Source organism: Vibrio olivae (assembly GCF_042428525.1).
In the GTDB taxonomy this organism is placed as follows: Bacteria; Pseudomonadota; Gammaproteobacteria; order Enterobacterales; family Vibrionaceae; genus Vibrio; species Vibrio olivae.
This window is the reverse complement of sequence record NZ_JBHMEP010000001.1, coordinates 1-14,338: the sequence shown is the minus strand read 5'-3', so window position 1 is coordinate 14,338 and position 14,338 is coordinate 1. Positions and strand designations below refer to the sequence as shown.

At 45.6% G+C, this 14,338-nt stretch carries 16 protein-coding genes, 2 tRNA genes and 1 rRNA gene; 5 read left to right on the top strand and 14 right to left on the bottom strand.

Translation table 11 applies throughout. From position 1 onward, the window contains the following. Positions 1–114: 114 nt before the first annotated feature. The 4 genes from ACFFUV_RS00095 (at position 115) to csdA (ending at position 3,756) form a co-directional block, all read left to right on the top strand. On the top strand, positions 115–951 hold the full coding sequence (locus tag ACFFUV_RS00095) for a nucleoside-specific channel-forming Tsx family protein (protein WP_390188886.1): 837 nt from the start codon (positions 115–117) through the stop codon (positions 949–951). 107 nt (positions 952–1,058) lie between these two features. Then, positions 1,059–1,949 carry a 2-dehydropantoate 2-reductase gene (gene panE, locus ACFFUV_RS00090; RefSeq protein WP_390188885.1) on the top strand — a complete coding sequence of 297 codons (891 nt, stop codon included), beginning with the start codon at positions 1,059–1,061 and terminating at the stop codon, positions 1,947–1,949. Then, positions 1,946–2,551, top strand: a complete 606-nt coding sequence (locus tag ACFFUV_RS00085) for a DJ-1 family glyoxalase III (RefSeq protein ID WP_390188884.1) — start codon at positions 1,946–1,948, stop codon at positions 2,549–2,551. Before panE ends, ACFFUV_RS00085 begins: the two co-directional genes overlap by 4 nt. After that, a complete protein-coding gene (gene csdA, locus ACFFUV_RS00080; protein WP_390188883.1) occupies positions 2,545–3,756 on the top strand; it encodes a cysteine desulfurase CsdA in 1,212 nt (403 codons plus the stop codon). The genes ACFFUV_RS00085 and csdA overlap by 7 nt, the downstream gene beginning before the upstream one ends. A gap of 82 nt (positions 3,757–3,838) precedes the next feature. On the opposite strand, the gene ndk is transcribed toward csdA, so the two are convergent. From ndk to trmJ, 11 genes are all read right to left on the bottom strand, one after another. Continuing rightward, positions 3,839–4,264 (bottom strand): nucleoside-diphosphate kinase, encoded by a 426-nt coding sequence (gene ndk / locus ACFFUV_RS00075; protein WP_390188882.1) that lies wholly within the window; start codon positions 4,262–4,264, stop codon positions 3,839–3,841. Positions 4,265–4,339: 75 nt separating this feature from the next. Further along, positions 4,340–5,626, bottom strand: coding sequence for an aminopeptidase PepB (gene pepB / locus ACFFUV_RS00070; RefSeq protein ID WP_390188881.1), 1,287 nt, complete (start codon positions 5,624–5,626; stop codon positions 4,340–4,342). A 165-nt stretch (positions 5,627–5,791) separates the two neighbouring features. Continuing rightward, positions 5,792–5,986 carry a Fe-S cluster assembly protein IscX gene (gene iscX / locus ACFFUV_RS00065; protein ID WP_390188880.1) on the bottom strand — a complete coding sequence of 65 codons (195 nt, stop codon included), beginning with the start codon at positions 5,984–5,986 and terminating at the stop codon, positions 5,792–5,794. A gap of 21 nt (positions 5,987–6,007) precedes the next feature. After that, positions 6,008–6,346, bottom strand: a complete 339-nt coding sequence (gene fdx, locus ACFFUV_RS00060; RefSeq protein ID WP_390188879.1) for an ISC system 2Fe-2S type ferredoxin — start codon at positions 6,344–6,346, stop codon at positions 6,008–6,010. 17 nt (positions 6,347–6,363) lie between these two features. After that, on the bottom strand, positions 6,364–8,217 hold the full coding sequence (gene hscA / locus ACFFUV_RS00055; RefSeq protein WP_390188878.1) for a Fe-S protein assembly chaperone HscA: 1,854 nt from the start codon (positions 8,215–8,217) through the stop codon (positions 6,364–6,366). A gap of 20 nt (positions 8,218–8,237) precedes the next feature. Then, on the bottom strand, positions 8,238–8,753 hold the full coding sequence (hscB, locus tag ACFFUV_RS00050; RefSeq protein WP_390188877.1) for a co-chaperone HscB: 516 nt from the start codon (positions 8,751–8,753) through the stop codon (positions 8,238–8,240). Positions 8,754–8,812: 59 nt separating this feature from the next. Further along, positions 8,813–9,139 carry an iron-sulfur cluster assembly protein IscA gene (iscA, locus tag ACFFUV_RS00045; RefSeq protein WP_390188876.1) on the bottom strand — a complete coding sequence of 109 codons (327 nt, stop codon included), beginning with the start codon at positions 9,137–9,139 and terminating at the stop codon, positions 8,813–8,815. Positions 9,140–9,202: 63 nt separating this feature from the next. Further along, positions 9,203–9,583, bottom strand: coding sequence for a Fe-S cluster assembly scaffold IscU (gene iscU, locus ACFFUV_RS00040; protein WP_390188875.1), 381 nt, complete (start codon positions 9,581–9,583; stop codon positions 9,203–9,205). A gap of 41 nt (positions 9,584–9,624) precedes the next feature. After that, positions 9,625–10,839: an IscS subfamily cysteine desulfurase gene (locus ACFFUV_RS00035; RefSeq protein ID WP_390188873.1), complete on the bottom strand. Its 1,215-nt coding sequence runs from the start codon at positions 10,837–10,839 to the stop codon at positions 9,625–9,627. A 30-nt stretch (positions 10,840–10,869) separates the two neighbouring features. Further along, positions 10,870–11,376, bottom strand: coding sequence for a Fe-S cluster assembly transcriptional regulator IscR (gene iscR / locus ACFFUV_RS00030; RefSeq protein ID WP_390188872.1), 507 nt, complete (start codon positions 11,374–11,376; stop codon positions 10,870–10,872). A 121-nt stretch (positions 11,377–11,497) separates the two neighbouring features. After that, positions 11,498–12,241 (bottom strand): tRNA (cytosine(32)/uridine(32)-2'-O)-methyltransferase TrmJ, encoded by a 744-nt coding sequence (trmJ, locus tag ACFFUV_RS00025; protein ID WP_390188871.1) that lies wholly within the window; start codon positions 12,239–12,241, stop codon positions 11,498–11,500. Between the two features lie 178 nt (positions 12,242–12,419). On the opposite strand from trmJ, the gene suhB reads away from it, so the two are divergent. Further along, complete coding sequence (suhB, locus tag ACFFUV_RS00020; RefSeq protein ID WP_390188870.1) at positions 12,420–13,223, top strand: inositol-1-monophosphatase; 804 nt, start codon at positions 12,420–12,422, stop codon at positions 13,221–13,223. A gap of 754 nt (positions 13,224–13,977) precedes the next feature. Here suhB and ACFFUV_RS00015 read toward each other — a convergent pair. The 3 genes from ACFFUV_RS00015 to rrf all read right to left on the bottom strand — a co-directional run bounded on the left by ACFFUV_RS00015 (position 13,978) and on the right by rrf (position 14,326). Further along, a tRNA-Trp gene (locus ACFFUV_RS00015) sits at positions 13,978–14,054 on the bottom strand. Between the two features lie 49 nt (positions 14,055–14,103). Beyond that, positions 14,104–14,180 (bottom strand) — tRNA-Asp (locus tag ACFFUV_RS00010). A 29-nt stretch (positions 14,181–14,209) separates the two neighbouring features. Beyond that, positions 14,210–14,326 (bottom strand): 5S ribosomal RNA (rrf, locus tag ACFFUV_RS00005). Between the last annotated feature and the right edge of the window lie 12 nt (positions 14,327–14,338).

Below are 14,338 nucleotides of genomic sequence, written 5' to 3'. Positions count from 1 at the left end.
TTCAATTTGAGATTGAAATCGCTATTATTCGCAGGATAACAACTCGGCAACAAGAAACGAGTGCAGCAAGAACGGTGATTCCACTTTCACTTTTACAAACATAGAGAACTCCTTATGCGTAAATCACTTTTAACTCTAAGCATGCTAGCAGCAATGTCAGCGCCAGCTATGGCCGCTGATTACTCTGATGGCGACATCCACAAAAATGACTACAAGTGGCTACAATTCAACCTAATGGGTGCTTTTAATGAGCTACCAGGTTTCCCTGACGGTTCTGATCACGATTACCTAGAGATGGAATTTGGCGGTCGCTCTGGCCTATTTGACCTCTACGGTTACGTTGATATTTTTAACCTAACGAATGATCCAGATAGTGACAAAGCTGGGGCAGATAAAATCTTTATGAAATTTGCACCACGTATGTCTCTGGATGCATTAACTGGTAAAGATTTGTCGTTCGGTCCGGTCAAAGAACTCTACGTTGCATCGTTGATCGAGTGGGGTGGCGGCGGTGCTACAAACTGTAATGCAGATTTTTCCGTATGTGTCGAAGGCCCAACAACAAACAACCAGAAAATTGGTCTAGGTTCTGACGTTGAAGTGCCATGGTTAGGAAAAATCGGTCTAAACCTGTATGCGACATACTCTGGCAACGATCGTGACTGGAACGGCTACCACTTAGCAACTAACTGGTTCAAACCACTGTACTTCTTTGAAAACGGCTCATTTATCTCTTATCAAGGTTACATTGACTGGCAATTTGGGATGAAATCTGAGTATGCAAATCATGCCACGGGTGGCGCGATGTTCAATGGCCTATACTGGCACTCAGACCGTTACGCTGTAGGTTATGGTCTAAAAGGCTTCAAAAACATCTACGGTATCAAACAAGAATCTGGTGTAGATTCTACCGGTTTCGGTCACTACATCTCTGTGACCTACAAGTTCTAAGCTTTGTTAATACTTTTAAAAAATGGCGCCCAAGGGCGCCATTTTTATTTGCTTTCTGATTATGAATTATTATCCTTGCCTGCATTATTTGGCATCGAGAACAGTCTGTGAATATTGTCGTGGTTGGCCCTGGTTCTATCGGCACCTTATGGGCATACAAATTAAAGCAAGCCGGGCACAAGGTGAGTATTCAAAGTCGTGTTGATGGCGATACATTAAGTCTGACGATAAATGACCAGCGACCTGTAACCTTGCCGAATAACCACTTAAGGCAGATTGCTGACGCCGACCTTATCTTAGTCACGCTTAAAGCCTGGCAGGTCTCATCGGCACTGAATCAAATCAGGAGTCACATCGCACCAGAGGCGATGATTCTGCTGCTTCACAATGGCATGGGGACGGCAGAATCTGTCAGTCAGGTCTTTTCCAGTAACCCTATTTTACTGGGCACGACGACACATGGGGCGTTTCAACCGCAAAAACACCACTCAAAACATGTTGGTTTAGGCCAAACGCTGATTGGCGCACATAACCACCAAGCATTGCAATGTGGGTTTATCGCAGACGTATTAAACCATGCGCTGCCCGAGTGTATTTGGCAAAACAATATTCAAAGCGCATTATGGAATAAATTGGCGACAAATTGTGCCATTAACCCACTCACCGCGCTGCATAACATTCGTAATGGCGCGCTAAGTGAAATGCAATACCAAGAGACGCTTGACCAGATTGTATTGGAAGTCAGTCAAGTCATGGCATGTGAAGGGTTTGCAGTTGCTCAACAGGCGCTTCGCCAACAGGTCGATAGTGTTATTGAGAAAACCGCAGAAAATTATTCCTCAATGCAGCAAGATATTTTTTATCAGAGGCCGACTGAAATCGATTTTATTAGCGGGTATTTACTCAATTGCGCACGTAAACATAGCATTGAGACACCAGCAAACCAAAAGCTCTACACTGCCATCAAACAGATTGAAAACATCGGGAGTTGCTCATGAGTAAACACGTCCTCGTTCCTATCGCTCAGGGAACGGAAGAAATGGAAGCCATTACTATTATCGATATGATGGTACGCGCAGGATATCAAGTCACAACAGCCAGTGCTGATTTTGAAGGAAGACTGGCACTAAAAGCCTCCCGTGGTGTTACGCTAACCGCAGATTGTGCCTTAGTCGATATTGCCGATGATCAATTTGACGCCATCATTCTTCCCGGTGGCGCAGAAGGGGCACAAACGTTTGGCGACAGTACGCTGCTTATCGAAATGGTTCGCCAACAGATGTTCGAAGGTAAACTCGTCGCGGCCATATGTGCTGCTCCCGCCTTGGTATTGCAACGCCATCAACTCTACCCGAACGCCTTGATGACAGGCCACCCAAACTTTCGTCAGCATATTCCCGAAGCGCGTTGGCGTGACAAGCGAGTAACCATTGATATCAACCATAATCTCATCACCAGCCAAGGTCCGGGAACTGCACTGGAGTTTGCGATGGAAATTATTATTCATTTTTCAGGAAAAGCTCATGCGTGGACGGTCGCTGAGCCAATGGTTACTCTACCGACCCTTCACTACCATAAGATGGGTCAGCAAGAATGCTAGAAACAGTCAGTATTAGAGCGCAATTTCCAGCACTAGCGCAGACAGTTAATCATCAACCACTGATTTATCTAGATAGTGCTGCGACGACTCAAAAACCCGATGTCGTTATCGATGCGATAGCTGACTACTATCGCCAGCAAAACGCAAACGTACACCGCGGTAGTCACAGCTTAACCGCCAATGCGACAACCCAGTTTGAGCATGCACGAGACATCGTTCGTCAATTTATTGGAGCCCAAGCGATAGAAGAGATCATTTGGACTCGCGGGGCAACCGAGGCAATTAACCTAGTTGCGCAGACCTATGCCCGTAATCACTTATCCGCAGGTGACGAAATTTTAGTGGGAGAGATGGAACATCACGCCAATATTGTTCCTTGGCAGATTGTCGCGCAGCAAACTGGGGCAAAAGTGGTTAAAGTGCCGATGACGGACAATTGCCAACTCGATATGGATGCTTTTCAATCTCTGCTAAACCACAAAACAAAGATTGTCGCGCTAGCACACATCACCAATGTGACGGGCACGCGTCAACCAATAGAACAGTGTATTGATCTGGCGCATCGGTTTGGTGCTATGGTACTGATCGATGGCGCTCAAGGTATTGTGCATGAAGCCGTGAACGTCGCTGAGCTAAATGCCGATTTTTATGTTTTCTCTGGTCATAAGCTTTATGCGCCTGCTGGTATTGGCGTTCTGTATGGCAAGCGAGACATACTTGAAGCGATGCCACCTTGGCACGGGGGAGGGAAAATGGTCGAAAAAGTCAGCTTTGAACATACCTCTTTTTCTGCACTTCCCGGAAAATTCGAAGCGGGCACGCCGAATGTGGCAGGAGCCATTGCTCTTGGCAAAGCCATTGAATGGTATCAAGGCTTTAAGCTCGCCGATATTGAACAGCACATCGCTCAGTTGCAACACATGGCTTACACACAACTTAGCTTAATCGATGATATCGACATCATCGGCTACCAACCGGGCTCATCACTTTTAAGTTTTGTAGTTCAAGGTGTTCATCATCAAGACATGGCGACTTTACTTGATCAGCAAGGGATCGCTGTTCGCTCTGGCCACCACTGTGCACATCCCTTTATGGATGCGCTTAACATCACAGGTACGGTACGAGTTTCGTTTGGTATTTATAATACGGAACAAGATGTGACACGCTTGGTTGCAGCCGTCCACAAAGCATGTGATTTGCTATAGCTACGGCTGACGGTCCATAAAAAGAAAAGCCTCCCGTTATAGGGAGGCTTACTGAAAATATCAAAGCTCTACAAACTTCAAATCAGTGAGAAAATACTTCAGACTGCGGGAAGAAAAATTCGATCTCACGCGCGGCTGATTCAGGGCTGTCTGAACCATGTACCGAATTTTGACGCATATTCAGTGCATAATCGTTACGTAGAGTACCGCAAGCTGCTTCTTGAGGATTCGTTTTCCCCATCAATTCTCGATAGCGCGCAATCGCATTTTCACCTTCAAGAACTTGAACCATAATCGGCCCTGAAGTCATAAACTCTTTCAGTGGCGGAAAGAACTCTTTGCCTTGGTGTTCAGCGTAAAAACCGCTGGCTTGCTCATCGGTCAAATGCACCATTTTCGCCGCCACAATTTTCAGGCCGGCTTTTTCGATTCGCTGATAAATTTCACCGATCAAATTACGTTCTACCGCATCGGGTTTAATAATTGAAAATGTTTTCTCTAGCGCCATAGGGTACTTTCCTTTTGAATTGTAATAAATTTTCTTGGAGCAGAAATGTGTCTGCTTATCCTTAGTTGACTTTGATTATTGAGCTAAAATGCGCGCTAAGGTGCGAATACCCGTTCCCGTTGCGCCGGCTGCCCATTTATCTGTCGCTGATTTACGGTAAGTTGCCGCACAGTCAATATGTAACCAACCTTGCTTGTAATCTTCAACGAAATACGACAAGAAAGCCGCCGCGGTACTTGCACCTGGGGAGTAATCGCCACTACTGATGTTACACAAGTCAGCAAAATTCGACGGCAACATATCACGGTGGAAGTCCGCTAACGGCAGAGGCCAAAGCCCTTCGTTCTCTTGCTGCGCAGCCTTCAGCGCTTGCTGAGATAACTCTTGGTCAAAACTCATCAACGCATGGTAATCATTACCAAGCGCATTTTTAGCGGCACCGGTAAGCGTTGCACAGTCAACAATCAGCTGTGGTTTTTGCTCACAAGCATAAATCAAACCATCAGCCAGAACGAGACGTCCTTCCGCATCAGTGTTTTGTATTTCAACCGTTTTACCATTCTTATAAGTGATAATATCGCCCAATTTAAGCGCACGACCAGAAATCATGTTTTCCGCGCAGCACAAAATGAGTTTTACACGCTTGTTAAGGCCACGCATAATCGCCAGTGCAAGGCCACCGGTTACGGTTGCCGAACCACCCATGTCTGACTTCATCGCTCCCATCATATTCGATGGTTTAAGGCTGTAACCGCCGGAGTCAAAAGTAATACCTTTACCGACTAAACACGCGTAAACCGGCGCGTTTTCATCACCCGTTGGGTTGTAATCCAACTGCAGCATGGCAGACGTACGTTCAGAACCACGTCCTACTGCGTAGATGCCCTCCCAACCTTCAACCAGTAAATCTTTATCTTTGACAATTTTGATGCTCACAGTGCCTTCAGGTGCAACCGACTTGATAAATTCAGATGCCATCGTTGCCAATTGGCGAGGTGCCACTTCTTCTGCCGATTTATTGATGAGGTCACGCGTAAAGTCGGCCGCCTTGATGCGAGCTTGAAGTTCAGCACTGTCAGCTTCGCTTAACTCAGGTAACGTCAACTCATTATTCAGTTTTGGGTTACGGTAAGCTTGAGAGAATGCCCAAGCCGCTTCTAAATTCCAACCCTCACCTTGCAAAGCAATTTGTTTAATTCCTTGCGCGTCCAATTTGCGAGCGGCGCGCTGAATGGCGGCAAGATCAAAACCTTGATCTAGGTGAATAACCGCACCATTTTCATTAAATGACAACGTCGCTTTTTCACCCCAATTAGGTAAAGCGGCCTCTTGGCTTATAAATACAGACATCTGTGTAGACATGGTTTCTCCTTGTCTTTGTGTAGCGTTGCCTACGCTTTTATTATCTAAACCCTAGGATGTTAGCATTATGTAGGGTAACTATGTCAACTTGATAAAAAAGCGGACTATTTAGCCCGCTTTTTTTAGTGCAAATTGTTAATAATGTGAGATTAAGAAGATAATCTTCTAGTCCATCTCATCCATCCAGCAAAGAATGATGGCTTCCAGAATCTTCTCATTTGAACGATTCGGATCATCATCAAACTCTTCGAGCTCGGTAATCCATTGATGCAAGTCGGTAAAACGTACGTTTTTCGGATCTACATCAGGATATTGGTCACAAAGTTCTATCGCGATATCGCGAGAATCAGTCCATTTCATTGTTTCACCTTACCGGTTGTCTTAATGATCTTCTTTTGCCAAGTTGATGGTGTATTTTGGAATCTCGACCACCAAGTCTTCATCGGCAATACGCGCTTGGCAGCCAAGACGAGACTCAGGCTCCAATCCCCATGCTTTATCCAACATGTCATCTTCCAGCTCATCACTCTCTTCCAGTGAATCAAAACCTTCTCGGATAACGACATGGCACGTCGTACAAGCACAAGATTTTTCACACGCATGCTCGATACCGATGCCGTTTTTTAGTGCCACATCCAGTACCGATTCGCCCGTTTGAGCGTCTAAAACCGCCCCCTCTGGACATAAATCTTCATGAGGTAAAACAATAATCTTAGGCATATAACTAAAAACCTCTATTAAATATCATTCACAGACTGACCAGCGAGAGCAGCACGAATCGATTTATCCATTCGGCGAGAAGCAAAGTCTTGGCTGGCTTTATCTAAGTCTTTAATGCCTTGTTCAATGGCATCTGCATCATCGCCATTTCTCACTTCAATCAGTGACTCTATGACTTTAACTAATTGTTGGCTTTCTTGCTCACTCAGCAGTTCATCGCCATCGGCTTGCATCGCCGCTATCAGGCCTTCAATCACTCGATCAGCTTCAACGCGTTGCTCTGCAAGCGCTCGTGCCTGCATATCTTCTTTCGCGTAAGTCATTGAGTCATTGAGCATGTCCGCGACTTCCGTATCACTTAACCCGTAGGACGGTTTAACTTGAATATCAGAATGCACGCCAGTGCTTTTCTCCATCGCGGTGACAGACAAAAGACCATCTGCATCAACTTGATAAGTCACACGCACATGCGCAGCGCCCGCCGCCATGAGAGGAATGCCTTTTAATGAAAAACGGGCCAGCGAGCGACAATCATCAACCATTTCACGCTCACCTTGCACTACATGGACGCTCATGCCAGTTTGCCCATCTTTAAAAGTGGTAAACTCTTGAGCTCGTGCAACAGGAATCGTGGTATTGCGTGGAATAATTTTCTCAACTAAGCCGCCCATGGTTTCAATTCCTAAAGAGAGAGGAATGACATCCAAAAGTAGCATTTCAGAGTCGGGCTTATTGCCGGCAAGAATATCGGCCTGAATGGCCGCCCCTATCGCGACGACTTCGTCAGGATTAATGCTCGTCAATGGCGTGCGGCCAAAGAAATCACCGACCATATCACGAACTGCAGGCGTGCGTGTTGAACCACCGACCATGACCACTTCAAGGACTTCATCACTGTCTACGTGTGCATCTTTCAATGCTCGGCGACAAGACAATAAGGTCTTTTTAACCAGCGGTTCAATCAGCTCATTCAATGTATCCCGAGTCAATTCGCCTTCCCAACCAAGTACTGAAATCGAGGTGGTTTGAGACTGAGATAGGGCAATTTTGGCCTCAGTCGCGACATTGAGCAAGATTCGATTTTGCTCAGCCGACAGTGGACGCTCGATAGAGATTTGCTCGAGTAAATGCTCAGCAATCAAATGATCGAAGTCGTCGCCACCTAATGCTGAATCTCCGCCCGTTGAAAGCACTTCAAACACGCCTTTAGACAAGCGAAGAATAGAAATATCGAATGTGCCGCCACCTAAATCGTATACAGCGATTACGCCTTCTTGACCAGAATCAAGGCCATAGGCAATGGCTGCAGCCGTAGGTTCATTTAGTAGGCGTAAAACATGAAGGCCCGCCAACTTAGCAGCATCTTTGGTACCCGCTCGCTGTGCATCGTCAAAATAGGCAGGTACAGTAATCACGACACCGGCTAATTCGCCCCCTAAGCTTTTTTCAGCACGCTGTCCAAGCGCTTTAAGTATGTCTGCAGAGACTTGAATCGGATTTCGGCTTCCTTGAGCGGTGTTAAGCAGAGGTAATCCAGATTCACTGGCCGTAAAACGGTAAGGCAACGTGGGGTAGCGAGATTGAATATCCTCGAGCGAACGACCAATCAAACGCTTCACGGAAATAATGGTGTTTTGAGGGTCCAATTCCGCTTGCTGTTTCGCTTCATAGCCAACAACGGGTTGCTGTTGAGCGTAGCTAACGACAGACGGCAAAATACTTCGGTTGAGATCGTCCGCTAACGTGTTCGCTTCACCACTTCTTACCGAAGCAACCAGCGAATTGGTAGTACCTAAATCGATACCAGCGGCCAATTTGTGTTCGTGAGGCGCCGAACTTTGTCCGGGTTCTGCGATTTGGAGTAACGCCATAATTGGTCCTTTATTACAATCTAGCCCAGGAGTTTATCTTCGACTAGCTCTATTTCTCTCTTTAACTTGGCAATGAATTTGAGCTTTCGTACACGATCAGCCGCTTGGGACCAAAGTTCATCGCCCAACTCTTGCTCAACAGCAGCAAGGTGCTGCTTGTACATTTTAGAGACACGACTATCGAAATCGAGTAATTTTGATTCAGGGTCTGATGAATGAGCAATGCTTTCGAGTTGCTCGCGCAACTCCATCTGCTCCATCAGAAACATGGGATCTTGCATCGTTTGCTGTTCGCTACGAATGTCCACCCCTTGCTCAGCCAGTAAATACTCAGCACGAGTAATTGGGTCTTTTAAAATCTGATAAGCATCATTGATTTGTGACGCTTTTTGCACCGCTTGTAAGCGTTCGCTATCCGATCCGGTAGCAAAGTTATCTGGGTGGAAGCGCTTCTGCAGTTCACGGAACTGTGAAGAAAGAAGGCTACCATCCAGCTGGAACTGAGTTGGTAGCCCAAATAATTCAAAGTGATTCATGGAGTGTCAGGTCCTTTGCGAGATGTCTGACTGCTGTGCAACAACCAGACACTTAGTTATTAAACGTTAAAGCTTTCACCGCAGCCACATTCACTTTTCGCATTGGGGTTATTGAACTCAAAACCTTCGTTTAGCCCCTCTTTGACATAGTCAAGTTGAGTACCATCTAAGTAAACAAGGCTCTTTTTATCAATGATCACTTTTACGCCAGAGTGCTCAAAGACTTCATCTTCGTCTTCATTGAGCTCATCAACAAACTCCAGCACGTAAGCCATTCCCGAACAGCCAGTCGTCTTGACCCCAAGGCGTAAACCAATGCCTTTACCACGGTTTTCAAGGAAAGCTTTTACTCGAGAAGCTGCTGCGTCTGATAATGTGATGGCCATACTGCACCTTAAACTGATTCTATCGATGGAATGGGAGCAAGAAAGCTCCCATTATAAACGGTTTTACTGATGTTTCTTCTTATAATCAGCAACAGCCGCTTTAATTGCGTCTTCGGCAAGAATTGAACAGTGAACTTTCACTGGCGGCAACTCAAGCTCTTCTGCAATTTCAGAGTTTTTGATTGCTGCGGCATCGTCGATCGATTTACCTTTTACCCACTCTGTAACCAGTGAGCTCGATGCGATAGCACTACCACAACCGTAAGTTTTAAACTTAGCATCTTCAATGATGCCTTCTGGCGTCACTTTGATTTGAAGCTTCATGACGTCACCACACGCTGGAGCACCAACCATGCCGCTGCCAATCGCTGGATCTTCATTATCAAATGAACCAACGTTACGTGGGTTCTCGTAGTGATCAATTACTTTTTCGCTATATGCCATAATAAGTTACCTCGAATCCTCTAGTTCTATCCTTGAGACGATTAGTGATGCGCCCATTCAACAGAGCTCAAATCAACACCCTCTTTGTACATATCCCATAGAGGAGACATTTCACGTAGCTTGCTAACGGCTACGCGGATTTGTTCAATTGCGTAATCCACTTCTTCTTCGGTCGTGAAACGGCCAAAAGAGAAACGAATTGAGCTATGAGCTAATTCATCATCCAAACCCAGTGCACGTAGTACATAAGACGGCTCTAGACTGGCTGACGTACAAGCACTGCCAGAAGACACTGCTAAATCCTTCAGTGACATCAGCAAAGACTCGCCTTCTACAAAGGCAAAACTGATGTTTAAGTTGTTTGGAAGACGTTGCTCCAAATCACCGTTAATCGTCACAGCTTCCATATCACTGACTCCAGCCAGTAAGCGGTCGCGCAGTGCTTTACCGTGATTGTAATCTTTTTGCATGTCTTCTTTTGCGATACGGAATGCTTCGCCCATACCAACAATTTGATGTGTCGGTAGTGTACCTGAACGGAAACCACGCTCATGACCACCACCATGCATTTGTGCTTCTAAACGAATGCGTGGCTTACGACGTACATACAAGGCACCAATACCTTTAGGGCCATACACTTTGTGTGCTGACATTGAGATCAAATCAACTTTCATCTCTTGTACATCAATAGGTAACTTACCCGCTGATTGCGCGGCATCAACATGGAAAACGATTTTACGGTCGCGGCACAATTCACCAATCGACGCGATATCTTGAATCACACCGATTTCGTTATTTACGTGCATGATCGACACTAAAATAGTGTCATCACGCATTTCTGCTTCTAACTTCTTGAGGTCAATTAAACCATTTGGTTCAGGCTGAATGTAAGTGACTTCGAAGCCTTCACGCTCAAGTTGACGACAAGGGTCAAGAACCGCTTTGTGCTCGGTTTTGCAGGTAATGATGTGCTTACCTTTTTTACCGTAAAAATGCGCAGCACCTTTAATCGCTAAGTTATCAGACTCAGTCGCGCCAGACGTAAAAATAATTTCACGCGGGTCAGCATTAAGAACATCTGCAATTTGCTCACGAGCGGTATCAACTGCTTCTTCAGCCTGCCAACCGTAACGATGTGAACGCGACGCTGGATTACCAAAAGTACCGTCCATCGTCATGTACTGAACCATTTTCTCAGCTACACGAGGATCAACTGGACAAGTCGCTGAATAATCTAAATAAATAGGCAGTTTCATTTTCTACTCCAATGTAACTTGCAGACCCGCTTACGAGCGGACATTAACTCCGATAGGCGCGCTACTTGTTGTTGTATTGGCTGCGCCATGACTAACCGCCAAATCGATATCTTGTCGGTCGGATATTTCGAGAACTTCGTTATCAACCATCAACTCACCAAGAGTGATGTTATTTAAAAAGTCGCTAATACGAGAACTTAAATCACGCCACAAAGTATGAGTTAAGCAACGAGAGCCACCTTGACAATCCGCTTTACCATTACACTTTGTCGCATCAACAGATTCATCTACAGCCGCGATGACAGTACCGATAGCAATAGTTTGCGCATCAGCACCCAAGCGATAACCACCACCTGGTCCGCGAACGCTCGCGACGAGTCCAGCTTTGCGAAGCTTTGAAAACAGCTGCTCAAGATAAGAGAGTGAAATACCTTGTCGCTCAGAAATATCCGCAAGAGGTACTGGGCTTTGCTGCGAGTGAAGCGCCACGTCTAACATGGCAGTTACTGCATATCTTCCTTTTGATGTTAGTCTCATATTACACCATATCCACATCGTTTATGTGGTATGGATTTTTTCATACCTGAGTAATTTGGTCAAGTATTTATTTGACTAATTTACTCAGGTATTTTGGATTATTCTTTTGTCGTGCTACGTATTACCGCTTACTGCCTATCGATTTCTCAACCGCAGTTAAAATACCACGCAAAGTATTCAACTCTTGAATCTCTGGTCTCGCTCGCGAAAACAAGCGGCGCAACTTATTCATCACTTTTCCAGGCTGGTCTTTAGAAGTAAATTGAGTGTCGACCAGTACCTTTTCAAGGTGTGAGTAAAATAATTCCAACTCTTTGTTACGTGGATACTCGGCTTGGTACTGAGAAATATTGCCAGAATACGCCCGCTCCTGACGTTCTAAATACGCCATTCTTACTTCATAACTTAAGGTTTGCACCGCCATCGCAAGATTGAGAGAGGAATACTCAGGATTTGCAGGTATCGCAACGTGATAATGGCACTTTTGCAATTCATCATTGGTTAAGCCTGTTCTCTCACGACCAAACACTAGAGCAGAATGCCTGTGATGCGCTGCTTGTTCAATCATTTTACGTCCGCAATCTCTAGGTTCCAGCATTGGCCATTCCAGCGTTCTTGAACGAGCACTAGAGCCGACGACCAAAGTACACTCTTCAACGGCTTGCTCTAGTGACTCAACCACCTGAGCATTAAGTGCGATATCACTAGCGCCAGCTGCGAGCGCAATCGCCTGAGCATCGACTTCACACTGCGGTGCAACTAAGACCATTTCACTTAAGCCCATCACTTTCATTGCTCGAGCCGCTGAGCCGATATTACCGGAGTGAGAAGTGCCAACAAGGACGACTTTGACATGATTAAGCATTGATGAATCCGCAGTAGCCAATAAATGAGACGCGGATATTAACACATACCTGACTCAATTGGTCAGTCTCTAAAGAGCTTAGTGTTTAAAAGTGCAAAAATTAACCACTTCCCTTTTACTGTCACTCTGTTATACTCGCCGCCGTTTTCTGTTCTTTAACATCCGTTGGGAAATTCGTATGCATCCTATGCTTAATATTGCGATTCGCGCTGCGCGAAAAGCAGGCAACCATATTGCCAAATCTCTAGAAAATGCTGAAAAAATTGAATCAGTACAAAAAGGCTCGAATGACTTTGTTACTAACGTAGACAAAGAAGCAGAAGCGATCATTATCAATACCATCAAGCAATCTTACCCTGAACACAGTGTTGTGGCAGAGGAAAATGGGTTAATTGAAGGTAAAGACAATGACGTGCAATGGATCATCGACCCACTGGATGGCACGACCAACTTTATCAAAGGTCTCCCTCACTTTAGTGTTTCTATCGCTGTACGTATCAAAGGCAAAACAGAAGTAGCCTGTGTATACGACCCTATGCTTAATGAACTGTTTACCGCTCAACGTGGTGCCGGCGCTCAGCTGAACAGTGCTCGTATTCGAGTTAAACCACTTAAAGACCTACAAGGTACTGTATTAGCAACGGGCTTTCCGTTCAAACAAAAGCAGCACTCTGAAAGCTACCTAAAAATCATTTCTGCACTTTTCGTCGACTGCGCTGATTTTCGTCGTACAGGCTCAGCAGCGCTAGATCTCTGCTATGTTGCAGCCGGCCGTGTTGATGGTTACTTTGAATTAGGTCTAAAACCTTGGGATCTTGCGGCAGGTGAACTGATTGCTCGTGAAGCGGGAGCTCTTGTTACTGATTTCGCTGGTGGCACTGATTATATGAAATCAGGAAATGTCGTCGCAGCCAGTGCACGAGGCGCTAAAGAATTACTCAAACATATCCGTGAAAACGGTAATGAAGCGATTCTAAAATAAGTTAATCAGCCCGTCACAGCTGAAAGCCGAGCATACGCTCGGCTTTTTTGTATACGTCGAAAGCTATCAAAGCCGTCAGTGCAGATTGATGAACGTATTTTCACTTCTCTGAAGCAAACTTGATTGGGATCTACGCCTATTTCAAGCACCTAACACCTTAAGTAGCCCTCCTTTTAATATCGCCTAGATAAAGGACTACAGAACCTAATATAAACGGAAATGGCTCTAGTAATTCTAAACCCGCATATATGGTAGAAGGTGACAGGACAACTTTCCCACCACCACACTGATATAGATATTAGTGACCTCCAAGTATACAACACCAACGTAGAAACGAAAACGCAAAATTTAAACATGTAAAAAGCTCCGCTCTTTTCGAACGAGGCTTCTTAACTATCGCAGAAGTGGACTCGGACGGCACACCGAAGATTCGATGGGACTTTCCTACAAGCTCCCAACACGCGCCAATTTTAGGTATGAGTGGAATCCGCTGCTATGTCACTCAGACATAGAACGACAACAACAAATTTCGGATGTAAAAAAGCCCCGCTCTTTCGAACAAAGCTTCTTAAATATGGCAGGGGTGGACTGGGTCGGCACACCGAATATTCGATGGGACTTGCCTACAAGCTCCCTGCACGCGCCAATTTTAGTCATGAGCGGAATCCACTGCTATGTCACTCAGACATAGACACGCAACAACAAATTTCGGATGTAAAAAAGCCCCAGTCTTTCGACTGAGGCTTCTTAAATATGGCAGGGGTGGAGAGATTCGAACTCCCAACACGCGGATTTGGAATCCGCTGCTCTGCCAATTGGAGCTACACCCCTGTAGTTCGTGTTTTATGAGACGACTCTCATTCTTTATAACAAATAATAGTGGCGGAGCGGACGGGACTCGAACCCGCGACCCCCGGCGTGACAGGCCGGTATTCTAACCAACTGAACTACCGCTCCGCAGCGTGTCTGGTTAGACAATAATCAAAGCCTGGCGATGTCCTACTCTCACATGGGGAAACCCCACACTACCATCGGCGCTAATTCGTTTCACTTCTGAGTTCGGCATGGAAATCAGGTGGGTCCAAATCGCTATGGTCGCCAAGCAAATTCTTTTT

What these genes read in the sequence shown, in the direction of transcription:
- ACFFUV_RS00095 (WP_390188886.1), top strand. Translation starts at nt 115, where the DNA reads ATGCGTAAATCACTTTTAACTCTAAGCATGCTAGCAGCAATGTCAGCG.
- iscX (WP_390188880.1), bottom strand. Translation starts at nt 5,986, where the DNA reads ATGAAATGGACTGATTCTCGCGATATCGCGATAGAACTTTGTGACCAA.
- ACFFUV_RS00035 (WP_390188873.1), bottom strand. Translation starts at nt 10,839, where the DNA reads ATGAAACTGCCTATTTATTTAGATTATTCAGCGACTTGTCCAGTTGAT.
- csdA (WP_390188883.1), top strand. Translation starts at nt 2,545, where the DNA reads ATGCTAGAAACAGTCAGTATTAGAGCGCAATTTCCAGCACTAGCGCAG.
- ACFFUV_RS00085 (WP_390188884.1), top strand. Translation starts at nt 1,946, where the DNA reads ATGAGTAAACACGTCCTCGTTCCTATCGCTCAGGGAACGGAAGAAATG.
- iscR (WP_390188872.1), bottom strand. Translation starts at nt 11,376, where the DNA reads ATGAGACTAACATCAAAAGGAAGATATGCAGTAACTGCCATGTTAGAC.
- hscB (WP_390188877.1), bottom strand. Translation starts at nt 8,753, where the DNA reads ATGAATCACTTTGAATTATTTGGGCTACCAACTCAGTTCCAGCTGGAT.
- iscU (WP_390188875.1), bottom strand. Translation starts at nt 9,583, where the DNA reads ATGGCATATAGCGAAAAAGTAATTGATCACTACGAGAACCCACGTAAC.
- iscA (WP_390188876.1), bottom strand. Translation starts at nt 9,139, where the DNA reads ATGGCCATCACATTATCAGACGCAGCAGCTTCTCGAGTAAAAGCTTTC.
- hscA (WP_390188878.1), bottom strand. Translation starts at nt 8,217, where the DNA reads ATGGCGTTACTCCAAATCGCAGAACCCGGACAAAGTTCGGCGCCTCAC.
- trmJ (WP_390188871.1), bottom strand. Translation starts at nt 12,241, where the DNA reads ATGCTTAATCATGTCAAAGTCGTCCTTGTTGGCACTTCTCACTCCGGT.
- fdx (WP_390188879.1), bottom strand. Translation starts at nt 6,346, where the DNA reads ATGCCTAAGATTATTGTTTTACCTCATGAAGATTTATGTCCAGAGGGG.
- pepB (WP_390188881.1), bottom strand. Translation starts at nt 5,626, where the DNA reads ATGTCTACACAGATGTCTGTATTTATAAGCCAAGAGGCCGCTTTACCT.
- ndk (WP_390188882.1), bottom strand. Translation starts at nt 4,264, where the DNA reads ATGGCGCTAGAGAAAACATTTTCAATTATTAAACCCGATGCGGTAGAA.
- suhB (WP_390188870.1), top strand. Translation starts at nt 12,420, where the DNA reads ATGCATCCTATGCTTAATATTGCGATTCGCGCTGCGCGAAAAGCAGGC.